The following is a 15,714-nucleotide window of genomic DNA, read 5'->3' on the forward strand; positions in this document are numbered from 1 at the left end:
CCGGAGCCGGTACCGAATCCGGAACCGGGACCGCCGCTGACCTGAGGCGGGCGGCTGGGCTGGGGCCCGAGGGACGGGCCCCCGGAGCGGCCCCGATCGGACCCGCCGTCCGGTGGCCCGTGCTGCCCACCGGCCCGCTCGGCGGGCGCCCTCGCCACCGCACCCACCGCGCTCGCCGTAACACAACGGCGGTGGACGACCCCAAGTCGCCCACCGCCGCCAAAAGCTCTAACCGCGCCGTACCCCTCCTACGCGGAAACCTCCGACCGATCCGCACCCCACATCGTGTGGAACGACCCGTCCCGGTCCGTCCGCCGATAGGTGTGCGCGCCGAAGAAGTCCCGCTGTCCCTGCGTCAGCGCGGCCGGCAGGCGCTCGGCGCGCAGGGCGTCGTAGTACGCCAGGGCCGCGGCGAAGCCCGGGGTCGGGACACCCTGGCGGGTGGCCGCGATCAGGACCTCGCGCCAGTCGTCCTGCGCCGCCGCGATCTCCTGCGCGAACGTCTCGTCGGACAGCAGGCTCGGCAGATCCGGCCGGGTGTCGTACGCGGCGCGGATGCGGTCCAGGAAGGCCGCGCGGATGATGCAGCCGCCCCGCCAGAGCGCGGAGACGGCACCCAGGTCGATGTCCCAGCCGTACTCCTCGCTGCCCGCGGCGATCTCGTGGAAGCCCTGCGTGTACGACACGATCTTCGAGGCGTACAGAGCCTGCTCGACCCGGTCGGCGAAGGCACCGGCCTCGGTCTCGGTCAGCGGCAGGGCCTTCGGCCCGGCCAGTCCGCGTGAGGCCTCCCGCAGCGCCGCGTGCCCGGACAGGGAGCGGGCGAAGACCGCCTCCGCGATCCCGGACACCGGCACGCCCAGGTCGAGGGCGATCTGGACCGTCCACCGGCCCGTGCCCTTCTGCTCCGCCTGGTCCACCACCACGTCCACGAACGGCTTGCCGGTCGCCGCGTCCACGTGCGACAGCACCTCGGCCGTGATCTCGATCAGGTACGAGTCGAGACGGCCCGTGTTCCAGGTGCGGAAGATGTCCGCGATCTGGGCGGGCGTGTACCCGGCCACGTCGCGCAGCAGCTGGTACGCCTCGCCGATCAGCTGCATGTCGGCGTACTCGATGCCGTTGTGCACCATCTTCACGAAGTGCCCGGCACCGTCCGGACCGACGTGCGTCACACACGGCGTCCCGTCCGCCGCCTTGGCGGAGATCTTCTCCAGCATCGGCCCGAGCGAGTCGTACGACTCGACAGGACCGCCCGGCATGATGCTCGGCCCGAGCAGCGCGCCCTCCTCGCCGCCCGAAACACCCATGCCGACGAAGTGGATGCCGCGTTCGCGCAGGTCGCGCTCGCGGCGCCGGGTGTCCGCGAAGTGCGCGTTGCCCCCGTCGATGATCATGTCGCCGGGCTCCAGCAGCGGCGCGAACTCCTCGATCACCGCGTCGGTCGGCTCACCGGCCTTCACCATGACGACCAGACGGCGCGGCCGCTCCAGCGCCGCCACGAAGTCCTTTGCGGTCTCGGCCGCGATGAAGTCGCCCTCGCTCCCGAACTCCTCCACCAGGGCGTGCGTCCGCGACGCCGTTCGGTTGTGCACCGCGACCGTATAGCCGTTGCGCGCGAAGTTGCGGGCGAGGTTGCGGCCCATGACCGCGAGCCCCGTGACGCCGATCTGGGCTGTTGTGCTCATACCGCCTGCTCCTAAAGATCCAGAAGATCCGGTAGATCGCGTAGGTCCTGCATAACGTCGTGCTCCCCGCCAGTATTGCTCCCCGGACTCCCCGGACCATCCTGACGTGCCCGTACGCCCGTCGTACACCGGACCCGACGGGGGTGAGTACGCACGGAAGGGGCCGTGCGCCTCAGCGCGAGAGCCGCCGATCAGGGCGGGGAGCGCCGTCGATCAGGCCAAGGAGCGTTCCATACGCGCCACTTGGCGTGACCAAGCGGCCGATTGCTGTCTTGTCATGGCCTGTTCGCGGCGCTTACTTTTGCCCCTCCTGACGCATGTCGAGGGGGGCTTTTCATGGCCGTGCGCGGCCGGCACCGCCGGTATCAGCCGAACAGGATCAACCGCGCCTCACTCACCGTCACGGCGGGCGGCGCCGGTATGGCGATCCCGCTCATCGGTGCCGGTGTGGCCGAGGCCGCCGACGTGGAGACCTGGAACAAGGTCGCCGCGTGCGAGTCGACCAACGACTGGAACATCAACACCGGCAACGGCTACTACGGCGGACTGCAGTTCAGTCAGTCCACGTGGGAGGCGTACGGCGGCACGCGGTACGCGCCGCGCGCGGACCTGGCCACCAAGGACCAGCAGATCGCCGTGGCGGAGAAAGTGCTGGACGGGCAGGGACCCGGCGCCTGGCCGGTGTGCTCGGTGCGGGCCGGGCTGACCCGGGGCGGCGACACCCCGGACATCCAGCCCGCCGGCGCCTCCGAGGACACCGCCAAGAAGAGCACCAGGAAAACGGGCGGCACCTCCGTACAGGACGTGCAGCCGCAGACCACGCCGCAGTCCCGGGCCGGGAAGGCCGAGATGTACACCGTGGTGCGGGGTGACTCGCTCTCCGGTATCGCGGACGCCGAGCGCGTACGGGGCGGTTGGCGGGGCCTGTACGCGGCCAACCGGCAGACCATCGGCTCTGATCCCGATCTCATCCTGCCCGGCCAGCGGCTGAAGCTGCGCGCCCAGGACGCCACCGCCACGCCCCCCACGCACACGACCGGCAAGTCCGCGACCAAGAAACCCGCTTCGGGCAAGGCCACCGAAAAGGACGAAAAGACCGAAAAGGTCGAAAAGAAGGCCGCGAAGAGCAACACCCTGGTCGCCCCGGTCAGCGCCGCCACCGGCACGCCGTACCGCAAGGCGGGTTCCTCCTGGTCGAAGGGCTACCACACCGGCGTCGACTTCCCCGTGCCCACCGGTTCCTCCGTGAAGTCGGTCGCGGCGGGCCAGGTCGTCACCGCCGGCTGGGGCGGCTCCTTCGGCTATCAGGTGGTGGTCCGGCACTCCGACGGCCGCTACACCCAGTACGCCCACCTGTCGGCGATCTCGGTGAGGTCCGGGCAGACCGTGGGTGCCGGGCAGCGCATAGGGCGCTCGGGAAGCACCGGTAACAGCTCGGGCCCGCATCTGCACTTCGAGGTGCGGACGGGGCCCGGCTTCGGTACGGACATCGACCCGGTGGGCTACCTGAGGGCCGGCGGCGTCAGGATCTGACGCGTGTGCGGTGCCGGCCGACGACCGGCGGCACTGGGACGTACAGGCCGCCGTAGAGGAGGCCGTAGAGATGCGCGGGCTCGTCGTCGGCCTCCGGCGGCTCCCTGTCCTCGCGGACGGCCTCCTGGACCGGCGGCGCGGGCGGCACGAGGGGGCTCTCCTGGACCGGTACCGCCGACGGGGCCGGTATGAGGACGCCGCCCTCCTGGACCGGTGCGGCCGACGGAGCCGGTAGGAGGACCTCCTGGATCGCAGCCGACGGAGCCGGTAGGAGGACCTGCTGGACCGCCGTCGGCGTCGGGGCCGGTACGAGGATCTCCTGGACCGCCGTCGGCGTCGGGGCCGGTACGAGGATCTCCTGGACCGCCGTCGGCGTCGGGGCCGGTACGAGGATCTCCTCCCGCATGACGCCCACCGGCTGCTCGGGCAGCGGCGCGACCAGCTCCGCCTCCGGCTCCGGCTCGGGGTGCGTGCGCTCGATCCGCTCCGTGGTCAGCAGGATCAGACCGCCCGCCGCGACCACACCGCAGCTCAGGGCGAGCGCGGTGCCGGCGCTGCCGTAGCGGAAGGTTTCGCCGAACATCGTGAGGCCGACCGCGGCCGCCACCACGGGGTTCACGACCGTGAGCGTGGCCAGCGGCGCCGCGAGCCCGGCACCGCGGTAGGAGGCCTGCGACAGCAGCATCCCGGCCGTGGCCAGCACGCCTATCACGGCCAGGGACGGCAGGTCGGACGCGGAGACACCGCCGGTCCAGTCGACGGCGACCGTCTTCGTGAACACCGAGGACATGCCGAAGGCTATGCCGGACGCGGTCGCGAGCAGGATGCTGCGCACGGCCGGGTGCCGGTGCGCGGCCCGGCCCGCGATCATCAGGGCGACGACCGCTCCCGCGGTGACCAGGGCGACGAGCACCCGCTGCGCGGAGTCCAGCGACTGCGCGTCGGACGCGCCGACCAGCGACAGCAGACCGGCGAGGCCCACCGTCGCCATGATCGCGCCCCGCCACGCGGTCGCTCCGGCCTTGCGACCCACGAACAGCGCCGCCATGGGCAGGGCGAACACGATGGTCAGCGCGCCCAGTGGCTGCACCACGCTCAGCGGGCCGTAGGCGAGCGCCACGACGTGCAGCAGTCCGCCGAGACCGTTCAGTGCCACTGCCGCCCACCAGATCGGCCGGCGCAGCGGCGCGTACTGCTGACCGGGTGAGGACACCGCGACGCGCTCCTGCACGATCGCTCCGGCCGCGTAGGCGACGGCGGAGACGAGCGACAGCAGCACGGACAACGCGAGGGCACTCATCAACTGCTCCTCTGCGTAAGGCGGGGGCGGTGAACCCGGTGCGACGAACGGTCGGCTTCCATAGCCAACACGATGCCGTGAAAAGTTCTTCCCGTCGTCGTACCTGAGCAGGCAATGGGTCATACTGCCGATGGAGTACGACCGCCCCGCCGTCCTCCCCAAGGTGGGTGACGGCGGGGTGGATCCCCTGGGGGACAGTCCTCCTGACCTTGGTACTACTGCTCTTCGTGGACCTCGACCCCGAACTTGCCGCGCTCCGGCCGCTCGGCGGCTTCTTCGTACTACGTACGGGAGCGGCGCCGTGCTCATCGCCACCGACGCTCGCCCACGTCTACGAGGCAGAGGCATCGGATCCTTACGGAGATGCCCTGACATTCCGCGTCCACAAGGTCGCGGACGCCCTCCGCGCCCCCGAGACGCGCGTCGCGGCCTCGGTGGCCCAACAGGGGCTCGCGGCCCGCCTGTGGTCGGTGGCGCTCGGCTGTGCCGCCCTCTACGACGCGCTGCCCGACCTCGACCCGAGACTGCTGCGCTGGGATCCCGACGGCAGCGCCCCCGACGACCTGTGGCTGTCCGCCGTACGACCGCTGCCCGCGGACGCCGCGACCCTCGCGGACGTCGTGCTGCACGGTCACCTCCGGCCGCTGACGGAGACGCTGCGCGGCGCGTACCGCGTCGCGCCGGGCCTGCTGTGGGGCAACGCGGCCTCCGCGCTGGCCGGAGCCGCCCGGCAGTTGGACGGCTGGGCGCGGGCGAGCGGCCGTACGGACGTCGCCGCGCGGGCCCGCGACCTCGCGACGCAACTCCTCGCCCACCCCCTCCTCGCCGGCACCGGAACCCTCACCGGAACCGCCTTCCGGCGCCGCAGCTGCTGCCTCTACTACCGTGTGCCCGGCGGGGGCGTCTGTGGTGACTGTTGCTTCACACGCCCCCCGCGCTCTTCCCCGCGCGCCGCATCTGGGTGACCATGAAGACCAACCAGCCGCTGAGACAGGGGGTTCCGGGTGCGAGTGGGACTACTGACCCGGGAGTACCCGCCGGACGTGTACGGCGGCGCGGGTGTCCATGTCGAGTTCCTCGCCCGGGAGTTGAGGGCACTCGTCGACCTGGACGTGCACTGCTGGGGCGAGGGGCGCGCGGAGGGCGTGATCCGGCATCGCCCCTGGCCGGCGCTGGACACCGCCAACGACGCGCTGCGCACCTTCTCGGTGGACCTCGCCATGACCGCCGGCCTCGAGGGCCGCGAACTGGTCCACTCCCACACCTGGTACGCCAACCTCGCCGGCCACCTCGGCAAGCTGCTGTACGGCGTCCCGCACGTGATGACCGCCCACTCCCTGGAGCCCCTGCGCCCCTGGAAGGCCGAGCAACTCGGCGGCGGATACGCCCTGTCGAGCTGGGCCGAGCGCACCGCGATCGAGGCCGCCGACGCGGTGATCGCCGTCTCCGGGGCCATGCGCGAGGACATCCTCACCTGCTATCCGGCGCTGGACCCGGCCAGGGTCCACGTCGTGCACAACGGCATCGACACCAGCCTGTACCGCCCCGACCACGGCACCGACGTCCTCGACCGGATCGGCCTCGACCGGGCCCGCCCGTACGTGCTGTTCGTCGGCCGCATCACCCGCCAGAAGGGCGTGCCCCACCTGCTGCGCGCGGTCAGGGACATCGACCCGTCCGCTCAGGTCGTGCTGTGCGCCGGAGCCCCCGACACCCCTGAGATCGACCAGGAGTTCCGCGACCTCTTCCAGGAGCTCAGCCGCGTCCGCAAGGGCGTGCACTGGATCCCGCAGATGCTGCCGCGCCCCGAGGTGATCCAACTCCTCACGCATGCCGCGGTGTTCGTCTGCCCGTCGGTGTACGAACCCCTCGGCATCGTCAACCTGGAGGCGATGGCCTGCGGAACTCCCGTCGTGGCCTCCCGGGTCGGTGGCATCCCCGAGGTCGTCGACGACGGCAGGACGGGGCTGCTCGTCGCGGCGGACCACGATGACGAGGTTTTCGAGACGGGCATCGCGCGGGCGCTGGACTCGGTCCTCGGCGATCCGGAGGCCGCCCGGCGGATGGGCGAGGCCGGACGGGAGCGCGCGGTGGGCGAGTTCGGCTGGGACGCGGTCGCCCGGCGCACGGTCCGGCTTTACGAGGAGATCCTCAAACAGGCCTGGAAACAGGACTAGAAATCAGGACTAGAAACAGGCCTGGAAACAGAACGGATACGGCAAGGGAGATCCTCGGACAGGCTTAGTACGACCTGCTCAGGGGCAGAGGGCAGGCATGGATCAACCTGTGTGATAGGAGCGGCCATGCGTCGTGGCGGACCTTCGGTGCTCGGAATCGTACTGGCGGGCGGGGAAGGCAAGCGCCTGATGCCCCTGACCACAGACCGCGCGAAACCCGCGGTCACCTTCGGAGGAACGTATCGGCTGGTCGACTTCGTACTCTCCAACCTCGTCAACGCCGACGTCCTGCGCATCTGCGTCCTCACGCAGTACAAGTCGCATTCGCTGGACCGGCACATCACCACCACCTGGCGGATGTCCAGTCTGCTCGGCAACTACGTGACCCCGGTCCCGGCCCAGCAGCGGCTCGGTCCGCGCTGGTACCTGGGCAGCGCGGACGCGATCCTGCAGTCGCTGAACCTCATCTACGACGAACGGCCCGAGTACGTCGCCGTGTTCGGCGCCGACCACGTCTACCGCATGGACCCGCGCCAGATGCTCGCCCAGCACATCGAGAGCGGCGCGGGTGTGACGGTGGCGGGGATCCGCGTGCCGCGCGGCGAGTCGTCGTCCTTCGGCGTGATCAGCCCCGGCTCCGACGGCCTGACCGTCGACACCTTCCTGGAGAAGCCCGCCGACCCGCCCGGCCTGCCCGACGACCCCGAGTGCGTCTTCGCCTCGATGGGCAACTACATCTTCACCACCAAGGCCCTCATCGAGGCGCTGCAACGGGACGCCGAGGACGAGAACTCCGTGCACGACATGGGCGGTTCGATCCTGCCCCAGCTCACCGAACGCGGCGAGGCCCAGCTGTACGACTTCAGCGCCAACCACGTCCCCGGGGAGACCACCCGTGACCGGGGCTACTGGCGTGACGTCGGCACGCTCGACGCGTACTACGACGCCCACATGGACCTGATCGCCGAGCGCCCCGCCTTCAACCTGTACAACCGCAGCTGGCCCATCTACACCCACTCCGGCCAGCTCTCCCCGGCCCGCTTCAACGCCGGCGGCATGGCGAGCGAGTCCATCATCAGCGCGGGCTGCCTGATCCGGGGCCAGGTCACGCGGTCGGTGCTCTCGCCGGGTGTCGTGGTCGACCCGGGAGCCGTCGTGCAGGGGTCGGTGCTGCACGACAACGTCCACATCGGTCGGGGCGCGGTGGTGCGCGGTGCCGTCCTCGACAAGAACGTCGAGGTGCCGCCGGGCGCGACGATCGGCGTCAATCCGGAGCGGGACTCGGAGCTGTACACGGTCTCCAAGGGCGGGGTGATCGCGCTGGGGAAGGGGCAGGTGGTCTCGTAGGGGCGACTCGGGGCGTATCTGCCATTTCCTGGCTTAGCCGGACATGTCAGGATGCTGGTATTTTCGTCATAGGGGTACCCGGGGGTTTAGAGAGCGCCATCAGCCCCAGGAGGTGATGGGAGTGACGACCACTCCCCGGTCGACGATGGAAACCCATCCCGACATCGTCGAAATGCGAAATCGTCACGAGAGGGCGGAGCGCGCCACCACCACTGTGGGTGTGCAGGCCATCGAAACGCTGGCCGTGCTCACGGGTGCGTATCTCGCCATCTCTCCCTGGGTCACCGGGTTCAACAACCTTCAGACCCTGACCGTCAACAACCTGATCGTAGGTATCGCCTACGCGCTGCTCATGAGCGGCGGCTTCGGCCGGGCTTACGAGCGGACGCACAGCATGGCGTGGGCCTGCTGCGCACTCGGCGTATGGACGATCATTTCGCCGTGGGCCATCGCGGGGAACGTCGACACCACGAAGACCGTGGTCAACAACGTCCTCGTGGGCGTGATCGCCCTCGTGCTGGGCATTGGCGCCAGCGCCGTCGCGGCAGTCGGCGCACGCCGGGCCCGTGGTCGGCGCGCCGCGCCGTACGAGGGTGAGCGGGCGGCCCCCGCCGCCCCGTACGAAGGAACAACCGGTTCCTGAGTTCCTGAGTTCCTGAGTTCCTGAGAGGCCGGCAACCGTTCATACGGCGGTCCCGAGGCGCCGGCGCCCCGGGACCGCCGTATGCGTCGGTCCAGACCTGGACGGGCGGTGGAATCCGTGTTGTCATGCCAACTGCTGTCCATGACAACGTTGTTATGGAGGATTCCATGCGCATCGGACGACTCAGAAACCGACTCAGAAGCCGACTCAGAGACCGACTGGCTCGCCTCGTTCCTCGGCCTCACCGGGCTGACCGCGGCACCCGCACTGGCCGACGACCCCGTCGAGGCCCGCGGCCTGAAGGGTGAGTACTACACCCAGTCCGCCCCCGGCGCCTTCGACTTCCACGAGCTCAAGGCCACCACCTTCGACCCCACGCTCGACTTCGACAACCTGGAGCCGCGCCTGGCCGCCGCCACCGGCCGCTCGGACGACGTCAGCGTCCGCTGGACCGGCCGGACCGCGACGCCTGGCGCAACCTCAACGGGCGCTGGCAGTTCGCCGCGGCCGAGGTGGGCGAGCAGCCGCCCGTGGGGAAGACCCTCGCCGAACGCATCCTCGTCCCGTATCCCGTCGAGTCCCAGCTCTCCGGCGTCGAGCGGCACGAGGACCGCATGTGGTACCGCCGCACCTTCACCGTCCCCGCGGACTGGCGCATCGACGCCGGCCAGCGGCTGCGGCTCGACTTCGGTGCCGTCGACTCGCAGACCGAGGTGTACGTCAACGGCACCAAGGTTGGCCGAACACAAGGGTGGCTACGACAAGTTCGGCGCCGACATCACCGACGCGCTGAAGCCCGGCCGCACCCAGGAACTGATCGTCGGCGTCCACGACCCGACGGACGCCGCGAACGGCGAGAACCCGCCGCTGGGCAAGCAGCGCCTGGACCCGAGCGGCATCTGGTACACGCCCTCCTCCGGCATCTGGCAGACGGTCCGGATGGAACCGGTCGCCCGCGACCACGTCGACTCCCTCAAGCTGACCCCCGACCTCTCGAAGAACCGACTCACCGTCGAGGCGAGGGGGGTCCGCGACGGCGTTCCGATCACGGCGACGGCGTACGACGGGAAACGGAAGGTCGCCACGGCACGCGGCCGCACCGGAGGGCCGCTGACCCTGACCATCGACGACCCGCGTCTGTGGTCACCCGACGATCCCTTCCGCTACGGCCTGAAAGTGACCGTCGGCGCCGACCGCGTCGGCAGCTACTTCGGTATGCGTCCCTCGCCGTCGAACAGGTGAACGGCGTGCCGCACACGGTCCTCAACGGTGAGCCGGTCTAACCTGAGCGCCGCCGCCCGTTCGGAGTACGAGCGCGAGATGAAGGAGATGATCGACGAACACATCAGCAGCCCGTCGGTCGTCATGTGGGTCACCTTCAACGAGGGCCGGGGCCAGTACGACGCGGGCCGGATCGCCGAGCAGGCGGGGGCGTGGGACCCGACCCGCCTGGTCAACAACCAGTCGGGCCTCAACCTCGGCGCCGACGGCAACGCCGGCGACCTCATGGACGAGCACGGCTATCCCAGTCCCGCCCTGCCGCCCCGGCCGGACGGCAGGCGCGCCCTGGTCAGCGGCGAGTACGGCGGCCTCGGGCTGGCCGTCCCGGGACACGCCTGGTCCGTGCAGCAGTCGTACGTCGACGTCGACCCGGCGACCTACACCGACGACTACCTGGCGGAACTGGAGGAGGTGCGGGCGCTGGTCTGCCGGGGCGACAACGGTGCCGTCTACACCCAGATCTCGGACGTGGAGGGTGAGCTGTACGGGCTGCTGACCTACGACCGCAAGATCCTCAAACCGGACGCGCGGAGGCTGAAGGCCGCACACGACGCGCTGATCCGGGACGCCTCCCAGACGACACCCGCAGGCTGCCCGGTCGACCTGCGCGAGCGCTGATTCCACCTCTGTTGCCCCATGTGTCCCGCCCCTTTCGAGGGGGGCGGGACTTAATCTGGTGTTAACTGTGCGTAGCTTGATCGTACTTGACCGTAATCGCTTACGGGCGGTTGACTGCTCACCCACCCGTCGTCGACGCGAGGCAAGCCCTTGACTGCTGACCTGCTGGCACCTCTCGACCTGGCGTTCTGGAACATGGAGTCCGCCGAGCATCCCATGCACCTGGGCGCGCTCGGCGTCCTCGCGGCACGCTCGCCCACCGCGGGCGCCCACGCGGCCGACCTGCTCGCCGCACGGGCCGCCGCGGTACCCGGACTGCGGATGCGGATCCGGAGCGTGTGGCAGCCGCTCGGCCTTCCGCCGGTCCTCGGCGGCGCCGCCCGGGAGCCCGACCCCGGCTTCGATCCCCTGAACCACGTCCGGCTGCACGCCCCGACCGCGGACTTCCACACCGAGGCGGGACGGCTCATGCAGCGCCCGCTGGATCGCGGCCGGCCGCCGTGGGAGGCCCATGTGCTGCCCGGGGAGGACGGCGTCTCGTTCGCCGTGCTGTTCAAGTTCCACCACGCCCTGGCCGACGGGCTGCGGGCGCTGACGCTCGCCGCCGGCGTCCTGGACCCGATGGACCTGCCGGCCCGCCGTCCCCGCCCCGCCGAGCCCTCGCGCGGCCTCCTGCCGGACGTGCGGAAACTGCCCGGGCGGGTGCGTGGCGCCCTGACCGACGTGGGCCGGGCCCTGGACATCGGCGCCTCCCTCGCCGTGTCCAACCTGGGTGTGCGCTCCTCCTCGGCCCTCACCGCCTGGCCCACCGGCACCCGTCGCACCGCAGGAGTGGTCGTCGACCTCGACGACGTGCACCGCGTCCGCAAGGCCGAGGGCGGCACCGTCAACGATGTCCTCATCGCGGTCGTCGCCGGTGCCCTGCGCCGCTGGCTCGACGAGCGCGGCGACGGAAGCGAGGGCGTCGCGCCCCGCGCCCTGATCCCGGTCTCCACGCGTCGCCCGCGCACCGCCCACCCACAGGGCAACCGGCTCTCCGGGTACCTGATACGGCTTCCCGTCGCCGATCCGGACCCGCTCGGCCGCCTCGCCACGGTCCGTACGGCCATGGACCGCAACAAGGACGCCGGACCCAACCGGGGCGCCGGTGCCGTCGCCCTGCTCGCCGACCATGTGCCGGCGCTCGGTCACCGGCTCGGCGGTGCGCTGGCGAGCCAGGCCGCGCGGCTCTGGTTCGACATCCTCGTCACCAGCGTGCCGCTGCCGAGCATCGGCCTGAGGCTCGGCGGCAACCCGGTGACCGCGGTGTTTCCCTTCGCCCCGCTGGCCCGTGGCCAGTCCCTCGCGGTCGCGATCTCGACGTACCGGGGGAGCGTCCACTTCGGGCTCGTCGCCGACGCGCACGCCGTACCGGATCTCGACCGGCTGGCCCACGCCCTGTCCAAGGAGGTGGAGACGCTGATCACTGCCTGCGACCCGTGATCGGCGTGTCTTCTGGCTCGTTCACCTCCGGGGCGCTCCAGCCGGTGTCGAGAGTGCGACCGTGCTCACCCCTTCGGGCCTCCGCGCTCCCCCACTCTCGGCTTCGCTCGAGCGGGGGGACCCCCATGCACTCTCGACACCGGCGCGCCCCTGCGGCTCACTCGCGAGTGGGTTTGGCGTGCGGCCCGGCGCTCCGTAAAATTCCCCGTTCGAAAGCGGCTGCCGTCGGAGCGCCGCGCGAAGGACCCAGGGAACGGCAGCGGCCATGACGGTGACAGATAACGGCTCGGCGACCATGGACGAGGTGGCTGAGTCCTCGTACGGACCCGGCATCGACCCGGAACGGCTCGCCGTCTGCCTCAGCGTGCTGGAGGAACTCGACAAGCTGGAGGTCGACCACCCGGACGCGATCGCGGTGCGCCGGGCCACCGCGGGCGTCTACCGCACCGTCAAGCAGCGCCGCCGCCAGGAGCGCCGGGCCGCCAAGACCGCCCACGACAAGGCGGTCACGGAGGCCACGGCGACCGGCTCGGCCCAGCGCATCGACGACGAGACGGAGGGCGTCCTGCCGTCGTCGGTCACGGAGGAAGGGCAGATCGCGGGGATACTCCAGCGCCCGCGCTCCTGCTACACCTGCAAGACCCGGTACGTCGAGGTCGACTACTTCTACCACCAGCTCTGCCAGAAGTGCGCCGCCGAGAACCGGGCCCGCCGCGACGCCCGCGCCGACCTCACCGGCAAGCGCGCGCTGCTCACCGGCGGACGCGCCAAGATCGGCATGTACATCGCGCTGCGCCTGCTGCGCGACGGCGCCCACACGACGATCACCACCCGCTTCCCGAACGACGCCGTCCGCCGCTTCAAGGCCCAGCCCGACAGCGCCGACTGGATCCACCGTCTGAAGATCGTCGGCATCGACCTGCGCGACCCCGCCCAGGTGGTGGCCCTGGCCGACTCGGTGGCCGCCGAGGGCCCGCTCGACATCCTGATCAACAACGCGGCGCAGACCGTACGGCGCTCCCCGCAGGCCTACGGCGAGCTGCTCGCCGCCGAGGCCGCCCCGCTGCCCGCCGGTGAACTGCCCGCCGCCGAGGTGATCGGCACCTTCGGCTCCGGCGCGGTGGCCGCGCTCCCGGTGGCCGGGGGCGGCGCGCTGACCGCCCAGGACGTCACCGACCTGGCCCTGGTCTCCGGCTCGGCGTCCCTGGAGCGCATCGCCGCCGGTACGGCGATCGACGCGGGCGGGCTCGTCCCCGACCTGCACGACACCAACAGCTGGATCCAGACGGTCGAGGAGGTCACGCCCATCGAGCTGCTCGAGGTCCAGCTCTGCAACTCCACGGCGCCCTTCATCCTGATCAGCCGCCTGCGCCCGGCGATGGCCGCCTCGGCGTCCCGCCGGACGTACATCGTCAACGTCTCCGCCATGGAGGGCGTCTTCGCCCGCGGCTACAAGGGCGCCGGCCATCCGCACACCAACATGGCCAAGGCCGCCCTGAACATGCTCACGCGCACCAGCGCCCAGGAGATGTTCGACAAGGACGGCATCCTCATGACGGCCGTCGACACCGGCTGGATCACGGACGAGCGACCGCATCCGGACAAGGTCCGCCTGGCGGAGGCGGGTTTCCACGCCCCGCTGGACCTGGTGGACGGTGCGGCCCGGGTGTACGACCCGATCGTGCGCGGCGAGGAGGGCGAGGACCTGTACGGGGTGTTCCTGAAGGATTACGCGCCAGGCAAGTGGTGAGGCCGGCGTAGGCGGTCGTGGACCGCGTACGCCCCGGAGTCGTACGCGGCCCGCACCCCGCGTGCCCCCGTCCACCACCAGATCCGCCCCGGTGACCCACCGCGCCGCGTCCGACGCCAGCCACACGACGGCCCGGGCGATGTCCTCGGGCTCGCCGATCCGGCCCAGAGGCAGCCCCGCGGCCACCTCGTGACCACGGCGGCCCTGCCCTGCAGCCCGTACGGCGACATCATCGCCGTACCGTCTCATGACGAACCGTCAGTCGACAGCCCCGAGGCGGGAGTTCCGCGCCGCCACCAGCTCCAGCACCGTGCGCCAGTCCTCCAGGACACCCGCGTCGAACCCGGCGACCCAGCCCTCCTCGTCGGCCTGGCGCAGGCGCAGCAGGTCGTCGTCGGCGGGGCCGGTGCCCGGGACGTGCCCGCGGACGAGGCGGGAGACCCGCTCGCCGAGCAGGGAACGGACCGCGTCGGCCGCGCAGTCCGCGTGCGCGGTCTCGTCCCCGGGGCGCAGCAGCGGACCGATCGCGCGCACCAGGCCCGCCACCTGGAGCTCCTTGTCGGCGGGACGGCTGCGGCGCAGCAGCGCGGCGGTCCGCAGCGCGTGCTGGTGCAGATCGACCCGGCCCCTCCCGGGCCCGGGCGCGCCCCAGGCGCCCCGGCAGGCGTACAGCAGATCCATCAGCTCCTCGACACTGCGCAGCTCCATGCGTCAGTCCTCCCGCCGGACAAGCCGTTGCCGTCCGGCAGCAGATCATGGCCGGCTTGCGATTCGGCCAACGGGAACTTAACTGCGTCGACTGTTCGTCGGCGTAGGCCGAACGGGCTACTCCCAAAGAGGGGCAGTATGTAACAAAGAGGTGCATATCCTACCTGGCCGAATACGCGCCGACTTCAGATAGTTACCCCTTGTTTTCAGCCCCATCGAGCGGACCCTCGCTCATATGGGTAATCTGTAACCGACGGACAGCAGCACGGGGTCCTAACCCACACCCACGGTCCGTCATGGGACACGCCGGTTCACAACGGCCTGCTCTCGTACGAGTAACCGGCGCCACCGCGTCCGAACTGCCTCAAGCCAGACACCAGCGGGCGTCGGAGACCAGGCCGCAGACTGGGCCGGAACGACCGAGGGTGACCCGACACATAAGGAGTGCGCGGTGACACCGGAGAAGACGAATCGCGAGCAGCGCCCCAAGGAACGCACGGAGCGCGCGGGCCACCGGCCCGGCGACATCGGAAGCCTGGACGTGTGGGCCCGGTCCGCACCGATCCGCCTGGCGGGCTACGAGGACGACCTCGCCGAGCCCCACATCCTGCCCAGCGTGGACTGACCCAGCGGGGACCGGCCCGCAGGCAGGACCCGTCGCGATCGCCGATCGCATGGGCGTGCGAGACTCACGCCCATGCTGATCAGAGAAGCCGTGGCCGAGGACTGGCCACGGATCTGGCCTTTCTGGCACCGGATCGTCGCCGCCGCCGAGACCTACGCCTGGGACTCGGACACCTCCGAGGAAGCGGCCCGAGCCCTGTGGATGGCCCCGGCCAAGACCGTCTACGTCGTCGAGGACGAAACCGGAGCCGTCGTAGCCTCCGCCTACCTCACCCCCAACTACGGCGGCCCCGCCTCCCGCATCGCCAACGCGGGCTTCATGGTCGACCCCGACCACGCCGGCCGCGGCATCGGCCGCGCCCTCGCCGAACACCTCCTGGCCGCCGCCGAGGCCGCCGGCTACGAGGGCATGGTCTTCAACGCCGTCGTCGAGACGAACCCGGCCGTGAAGCTCTGGACGTCCCTCGGCTTCACGATTCTGGGGACGGTCCCGGAGGCGTACGACCACCCCCGGCACGGCCGCGTGGGCCTGCACATCATGTACAAGGCCCTCTAGGGCCTGC

Annotated in this window: 12 protein-coding genes and 2 pseudogenes; 10 read left to right on the forward strand and 4 right to left on the reverse strand. The window is 70.9% G+C overall.

Translation table 11 applies throughout. The features are described from left to right. Positions 1 to 248: 248 nt before the first annotated feature. Positions 249 to 1,688: an NADP-dependent phosphogluconate dehydrogenase gene (gene gndA, locus CLM62_RS15440; protein ID WP_095750443.1), complete on the reverse strand. Its 1,440-nt coding sequence runs from the start codon at positions 1,686 to 1,688 to the stop codon at positions 249 to 251. A gap of 336 nt (positions 1,689 to 2,024) precedes the next feature. Between gndA and CLM62_RS15445 the strand changes: the two genes are divergently transcribed. Beyond that, on the forward strand, positions 2,025 to 3,221 hold the full coding sequence (locus CLM62_RS15445; protein WP_095750444.1) for a transglycosylase family protein: 1,197 nt from the start codon (positions 2,025 to 2,027) through the stop codon (positions 3,219 to 3,221). On the opposite strand, the gene CLM62_RS15450 is transcribed toward CLM62_RS15445, so the two are convergent. Beyond that, positions 3,211 to 4,521 carry a DMT family transporter gene (locus tag CLM62_RS15450; protein WP_095750445.1) on the reverse strand — a complete coding sequence of 437 codons (1,311 nt, stop codon included), beginning with the start codon at positions 4,519 to 4,521 and terminating at the stop codon, positions 3,211 to 3,213. The two genes, CLM62_RS15445 and CLM62_RS15450, sit on opposite strands and share 11 nt — an antisense overlap. Positions 4,522 to 4,730: 209 nt before the next feature. On the opposite strand from CLM62_RS15450, the gene CLM62_RS15455 reads away from it, so the two are divergent. The 7 genes and pseudogenes from CLM62_RS15455 (at position 4,731) to CLM62_RS15485 (ending at position 13,819) form a co-directional block, all read left to right on the forward strand. Then, the gene (locus tag CLM62_RS15455; protein ID WP_095750550.1) at positions 4,731 to 5,486 is read left to right on the forward strand and encodes a (2Fe-2S)-binding protein; all 756 of its coding nucleotides are present in this window, start codon (positions 4,731 to 4,733) and stop codon (positions 5,484 to 5,486) included. Positions 5,487 to 5,525: 39 nt separating this feature from the next. Then, positions 5,526 to 6,698, forward strand: a complete 1,173-nt coding sequence (gene glgA, locus CLM62_RS15460) for a glycogen synthase (RefSeq protein ID WP_095750446.1) — start codon at positions 5,526 to 5,528, stop codon at positions 6,696 to 6,698. Positions 6,699 to 6,824: 126 nt separating this feature from the next. Then, positions 6,825 to 8,045 carry a glucose-1-phosphate adenylyltransferase gene (gene glgC, locus CLM62_RS15465; protein WP_095750447.1) on the forward strand — a complete coding sequence of 407 codons (1,221 nt, stop codon included), beginning with the start codon at positions 6,825 to 6,827 and terminating at the stop codon, positions 8,043 to 8,045. Positions 8,046 to 8,190: 145 nt separating this feature from the next. Continuing rightward, the gene (locus CLM62_RS15470) at positions 8,191 to 8,688 is read left to right on the forward strand and encodes an SPW repeat protein (RefSeq protein WP_095750448.1); all 498 of its coding nucleotides are present in this window, start codon (positions 8,191 to 8,193) and stop codon (positions 8,686 to 8,688) included. A 167-nt stretch (positions 8,689 to 8,855) separates the two neighbouring features. Beyond that, positions 8,856 to 10,587: pseudogene (locus CLM62_RS15475) on the forward strand (sugar-binding domain-containing protein). A gap of 150 nt (positions 10,588 to 10,737) precedes the next feature. Further along, a complete protein-coding gene (locus tag CLM62_RS15480; RefSeq protein ID WP_095750449.1) occupies positions 10,738 to 12,069 on the forward strand; it encodes a wax ester/triacylglycerol synthase family O-acyltransferase in 1,332 nt (443 codons plus the stop codon). A gap of 265 nt (positions 12,070 to 12,334) precedes the next feature. Then, the gene (locus tag CLM62_RS15485) at positions 12,335 to 13,819 is read left to right on the forward strand and encodes an SDR family NAD(P)-dependent oxidoreductase (RefSeq protein WP_095750450.1); all 1,485 of its coding nucleotides are present in this window, start codon (positions 12,335 to 12,337) and stop codon (positions 13,817 to 13,819) included. On the opposite strand, the pseudogene CLM62_RS15490 reads toward CLM62_RS15485, so the two are convergent. Both CLM62_RS15490 and CLM62_RS15495 read right to left on the reverse strand, forming a co-directional pair. Further along, positions 13,798 to 14,008: pseudogene (locus CLM62_RS15490) on the reverse strand (SDR family oxidoreductase); the annotation flags it as partial. The gene CLM62_RS15485 and the pseudogene CLM62_RS15490 overlap by 22 nt on opposite strands. A 69-nt stretch (positions 14,009 to 14,077) precedes the next feature. Further along, on the reverse strand, positions 14,078 to 14,527 hold the full coding sequence (locus tag CLM62_RS15495) for a hypothetical protein (RefSeq protein ID WP_095750451.1): 450 nt from the start codon (positions 14,525 to 14,527) through the stop codon (positions 14,078 to 14,080). Between the two features lie 451 nt (positions 14,528 to 14,978). Between CLM62_RS15495 and CLM62_RS48725 the strand changes: the two genes are divergently transcribed. Next, positions 14,979 to 15,152: a hypothetical protein gene (locus CLM62_RS48725; protein WP_107483793.1), complete on the forward strand. Its 174-nt coding sequence runs from the start codon at positions 14,979 to 14,981 to the stop codon at positions 15,150 to 15,152. Positions 15,153 to 15,224: 72 nt separating this feature from the next. Further along, complete coding sequence (locus CLM62_RS15500) at positions 15,225 to 15,707, forward strand: GNAT family N-acetyltransferase (RefSeq protein ID WP_095750452.1); 483 nt, start codon at positions 15,225 to 15,227, stop codon at positions 15,705 to 15,707. Positions 15,708 to 15,714 lie beyond the last annotated feature (7 nt).

The organism is Streptomyces sp. SA15 (assembly GCF_002291145.1).
Classification (GTDB): domain Bacteria; phylum Actinomycetota; class Actinomycetes; order Streptomycetales; family Streptomycetaceae; genus Streptomyces.